Annotated in this window: 4 protein-coding genes; 3 read left to right on the top strand and 1 reads right to left on the bottom strand. The window is 37.6% G+C overall.

Translation table 11 applies throughout. From position 1 onward, the window contains the following. Positions 1-79: 79 nt before the first annotated feature. The gene (locus IQ246_RS28925) at positions 80-436 is read right to left on the bottom strand and encodes a type II toxin-antitoxin system Phd/YefM family antitoxin (protein WP_194006727.1); all 357 of its coding nucleotides are present in this window, start codon (positions 434-436) and stop codon (positions 80-82) included. A gap of 947 nt (positions 437-1383) precedes the next feature. Here IQ246_RS28925 and IQ246_RS28920 point away from each other — a divergent pair. From IQ246_RS28920 to IQ246_RS28910, 3 genes are all read left to right on the top strand, one after another. After that, positions 1384-2622, top strand: a complete 1239-nt coding sequence (locus IQ246_RS28920) for a phosphotransferase family protein (RefSeq protein ID WP_194006726.1) — start codon at positions 1384-1386, stop codon at positions 2620-2622. A 245-nt stretch (positions 2623-2867) separates the two neighbouring features. Next, positions 2868-3953 carry a T3SS effector HopA1 family protein gene (locus tag IQ246_RS28915; protein ID WP_194006725.1) on the top strand — a complete coding sequence of 362 codons (1086 nt, stop codon included), beginning with the start codon at positions 2868-2870 and terminating at the stop codon, positions 3951-3953. Between the two features lie 73 nt (positions 3954-4026). Then, entirely contained in the window at positions 4027-4479 is a 453-nt protein-coding gene (locus tag IQ246_RS28910; protein ID WP_194006724.1) for a thioesterase family protein, read from the top strand. Positions 4480-4583: the final 104 nt, after the last annotated feature.

The raw sequence follows: 4583 nt of genomic DNA, 5'->3' as shown, positions 1-4583 counted from the left end.
CAGCAAACAATAAAAATGCCTTGTATGTCATCTCCATTAATAGCTTTAGCTATTAATGGAGATATTTTTCAACATATTATTACATTGAATTGCTAATAATTTGGCATAACAAGTACTGAAGAACCGTTTTGATTGGTTTTTGAAGTTCTTCTTCTTGGTCAAATCCTAACTCCTTACTAAGATCATCCAAGCTTTGAGATTTCACAACTCCTGATTTAGCTCGATTTAAAGCTGTTAGTAAACGTTCAGCGTTACGGGGGGAACGTAAAAGATGAGCCGTTTCTAGAATACTAGAAAGTTCATCAACAGGTATTAAAGCTACATTTTCAGCATTACGACGTGTAATGATTACAAAATCGCGTTCTGAAGTAACTTTCTGGCACAGTTCAGACAGCTTTTGTCGTGCTTGTGTGTAAGTATAAGTGTTCAAAACCATAAGTATCAAAAGTTTCCTTTGTACTTGTAAATTGAATTAAGTACATTTTCGCTTAACCTGTACATTAAGTCTGTACAGGTTGATGCTTTGATCGTAACATAACAGAAATTGATAGAGTAAAATTTTCAAAAAACCTGGTCAAAAACATTGTAGGCTGTGGATTACAGGGTCTACAGTCTAACGATGAAAATAAATCGGCATGGACGCGCCAAGGTTCTAACGCAGTCAGAGATACAGCTAATTTTCAGTCATGGCTTAGACAATGACTGCGATGGCTGCGGCGAACCATTAAACAACCATACTTGACAAAAGTACAAATACTGTGTTGTCTACATAGCTACGCGTCTACGCTTGTTAATAGCTTATTAATGACAAAATTAATATATTACTGAGGCACCAAGGTAGCAAATAATCAAATATGAAAAAAAATTAATTATTCACCGCCTAAAATGTCCGGTTTTCCTAGCTTTGTGATGATAAATAAAAATAATAGGGTTAAATGCCATGCTTTTTGATGCGAATAAACTCTGAGATTTTTCGCTATTTCTCAGTTTACATAGTTGTTATTATTACTACATTTTTCCATCAGATAAGCATAAACAAACATCTTCATTTGTCAATGATTACTTAACAGCAAATAACATCTACGGCTAATCATTTTGTTTTTGGCGACATTGATCTTGATCAAACTCTACTTTTAGATGGATACAAGTCACTATGATGAAAAATTTAAAGACTTGATGGGATATTGGAGCAAATTTTAAAGAAAAGGTAAAGGGTTTCATGCCATTTTGGCAGGTTTTTATCAGACAGATGGGATATTAGTAGATTGTACTAATCGTTATTGTTATTCACACACTAGTTGCTATCTACCGAAAACGGCTAAAGCTAAGCCAATCCCGATATAGGTAATTCTCTCCGCAATTTTAGGAACTAGGAAATAATACATGGTATTATCACTGTCTTCTCATAACGTTATCCAGTATCTGCAAGATGCAGGTCTGTGTAGCTCAGAAGATGGCGCAGTAAATAAATCTGAGTTACCGGAAAGTAGTAAGAAGAATTGCAATTTACTGGTGACTCTGGCAGATAACCGTAAACTGCTGGTTAAACAAGAACGTAGTATTAATAATGATGGAATGCCGCACGAGTTTTTTAATGAGTGGCTATTTCATCAGTTACTTCAGCAGTTTCCGGTTTTAGGCAACATTTCTGCGATCGCATCATTAGTGCTGCACTTTGATGAGGAAAATTCTATTCTTGTCCGCAATTACTTAAGTGAATACCTTGAGCTTGGGAAGGTATATCACAAAAACGATATTTTTCAACCAGAAATTGCCTCCTCTATTGGCACTACTTTGGCTGGGCTGCATCGTGCAACCTTCAATCGCCGCGAATATAGCGATTTTATGGCCACTGCTCCTCAAGGACAGTTTCGCTATGGCTATTACAATCCGGCGCAAGGAATAGGGTCAATTAGTCCAGAGATTTTTGGTACAGTTCCCACCGATGCGCTGAAATTTTATGTTCTCTATCAGCGCTACGAGAGTTTAGAATCAGCAATTGCTGATTTAGCAAATGAGTGGCATCCTTGCTGCTTAACTCATAACGATTTAAAGTTGAATAATATTTTGGTTCATTCCAGATGGCAGCAGCTAGACAATTGTCTGGTGCGGCTAATTGACTGGGAAGCTTGCTCTTGGGGAGATCCGGCATTTGATTTAGGAACTTTACTAGCAAGCTATTTAGAGATTTGGCTATCTAGTCTCGTGGTAGACGCCACCATTGCATTAGAAGAATCTTTGCATTTGGCGATTACACCTCTAGAGGTTATCCAACCTTCAATAGTTGCCTTAATTAGAGCTTATCTCAATGCTTTTCCCATGATTTTGGAATACCGTCGTGATTTTCTTTTGCGCGTTATTCAATTTGCTGGACTAGCACTGATTCATCAAATTCAGGATATGATTACGTGCCGCAAATACTTTGATAATGCTGACATCTGTATGCTCCAAGTCGCTAAAAATTTGCTTACCATGCCTGAGCAATCTGTACTCAATATTTTCGGCATGTCCGAGTCAGAAATATTAAAACCTGTAGTAAACCTTCATAAACTTCCTCAGCCAGAGAAGCAGCAGCAAGTACTTCAGATTTTTTATGAAAAAACTCGGCTGCGTGGTTGTTAATAGCAGAGAACAGAACAATTTAAAAGATAATTCAGATATTTTGAATTGTTCTGTATGCTATTTTTCTCTACATTGGCTTAGAACTAAAGCCAGAGAATTTAAAATGAAGCTATAGGTTTATACAAATAAACATTATTAATTTATTTGTAGTTAAAAACTTGATAATATTATGCTTTTTATAAGCAGCAAAGATATTTGCCCCAGAGCGTTTATTTAATTTTGAATTTTGAGTTCTGAATCGATTAATGCTAAATTATTCTACCAATCAACTGCTAACTACACTATTCGATATTGTTAACAATATCCAAATTGAGTCAAACTTTTGTATTTACCATCCCAACTATCATCCCTTTGCTCTGCCGACTAAAGTAGCTGACAGATTTCAGCAAACCTCCTCGGCTCTTCAATATAAGTATCTCACTTTGCTGCTGCGAAACTTTCTTTATGGAGTCTATTACAATGGCTCGCTGCAAACTACTTTGGCAGTTAATACTGACAGCACAAAACGTACGCCGTGCCACAATTTAGAAAACGATTCCGTCTTGGGGGTTGATTGGGAATTTTACGAGCAACTACACGAGTCTAATCAAGGTATAGGTTATTTTGACCCTAGTTGGCGGGTATTGCGGCAAGAACCTGATGGTAGTATGGCAGTGAATAAAGGCGGTTTGACACTTTACGTTGAGCCAGATTGCCATCTAAAACCCAATATTAAATCTGCCAAGGCGGGTGAGTTAGTAGCCATCTGGATGCCCAAAAATCGACTGCAAAATGGGTGTTACGTGGCTGTTAGTGATGTTGGACAAGAGCAGCAAAACCCAGATGCGGATTTGGGAGCAGGGAGAATCTATTTTAATTTCACACCATCTGGTGCGATCGCGCTCATGGAAAGCCTAACTCAGCAACTAAATGCAGATGCTATTCCTTTCAGCTTTCAGGTTCTCTACAACCCCTCTGCATACGAGCGCTATGATTCAGGGGTACTCTTGTTTGAACTCCACGACTATCCAGCTATCCGCAAAATCCTTCAGGCTGTTTATACAGAACATCAATCCCATTTCCAAACCGAAATCCCACTATTCACAAAGTTTTTAGCGCCAGGACTGAGTTTAGCTGAGGAACCGACTCAAAAATTTGCGGCGCAAGAAAGTTTTGGGATGAACCGTTGTCAAATTGTAGCTAATGCTTTGTTGGAGGCTTGGCAAAAAGGTAAGAATGCGATGGAGGAGCGGATGAGGGTAATTGACCAACATTTTGCACAGCACTCAATTGATTTGCAGCATCCTTATCTAAATCCCAGTTCTGAAGATATATATTACCCCTTGAATTAATAATTGTTGTAGTTACAGTAAAATTGTAAAGCAGGTAATAAACCTGCTATTTTTATGCTTTAAATTTTGAAAGATGCCTTTCATTTATAACCGGACAGTTCACTTTCAAGATACGGATGCTGCTGGAGTAGTTTATTTTGCTAATGTTTTGAGTATTTGTCATGAAGCTTACGAAGAATCTCTAGAGATATCAGGTATTAATATCAAGGGTTTTTTCAGTAACTCATCTGTGGCTTTTCCGATTGTTCATGCTAATGTGGATTTTTTGCGTCCAATGTTTTGCGGTGATAAGTTAGCGATTAGCTTAATCCCCCAAAAATTAAGTATTGATAAGTTTGAAATTGCTTATGAAATTACAGTTGGTGATATGGTTGTTGCTAAGGCAATTACTAGACACGTTTGTATTGAGGTGAGTAGTAGAAGTAAGCAGGAATTCCCTGATGAGATTATTCGGTGGTTGGAAACGAACCGCAGAGACGCAGAGGGCGCAGAGAGAAGAAAATCGGTTCTACCGATCCCCTTATGAAAAAAAAGTATTTTAAACGAGAAAAAAGAGCTAATAACAAACAAGAATATAGCGCTACAAGCTAAGTCTGACAAAGGTTAATGACTTTTAAAATTTTTTGAAGA

The sequence above is a fragment of the aff. Roholtiella sp. LEGE 12411 genome (assembly GCF_015206995.1).
Lineage (GTDB): Bacteria > Cyanobacteriota > Cyanobacteriia > Cyanobacteriales > Nostocaceae > Komarekiella.
This window is presented reverse-complemented; position numbering and strand designations above follow the sequence as displayed.

Excerpts from the sequence above, each read along its gene's own strand:
- IQ246_RS28925 (WP_194006727.1), bottom strand. The coding sequence starts at position 436 with ATGGTTTTGAACACTTATACTTACACACAAGCACGACAAAAGCTGTCT.
- IQ246_RS28920 (WP_194006726.1), top strand. The coding sequence starts at position 1,384 with ATGGTATTATCACTGTCTTCTCATAACGTTATCCAGTATCTGCAAGAT.
- IQ246_RS28915 (WP_194006725.1), top strand. The coding sequence starts at position 2,868 with ATGCTAAATTATTCTACCAATCAACTGCTAACTACACTATTCGATATT.
- IQ246_RS28910 (WP_194006724.1), top strand. The coding sequence starts at position 4,027 with ATGCCTTTCATTTATAACCGGACAGTTCACTTTCAAGATACGGATGCT.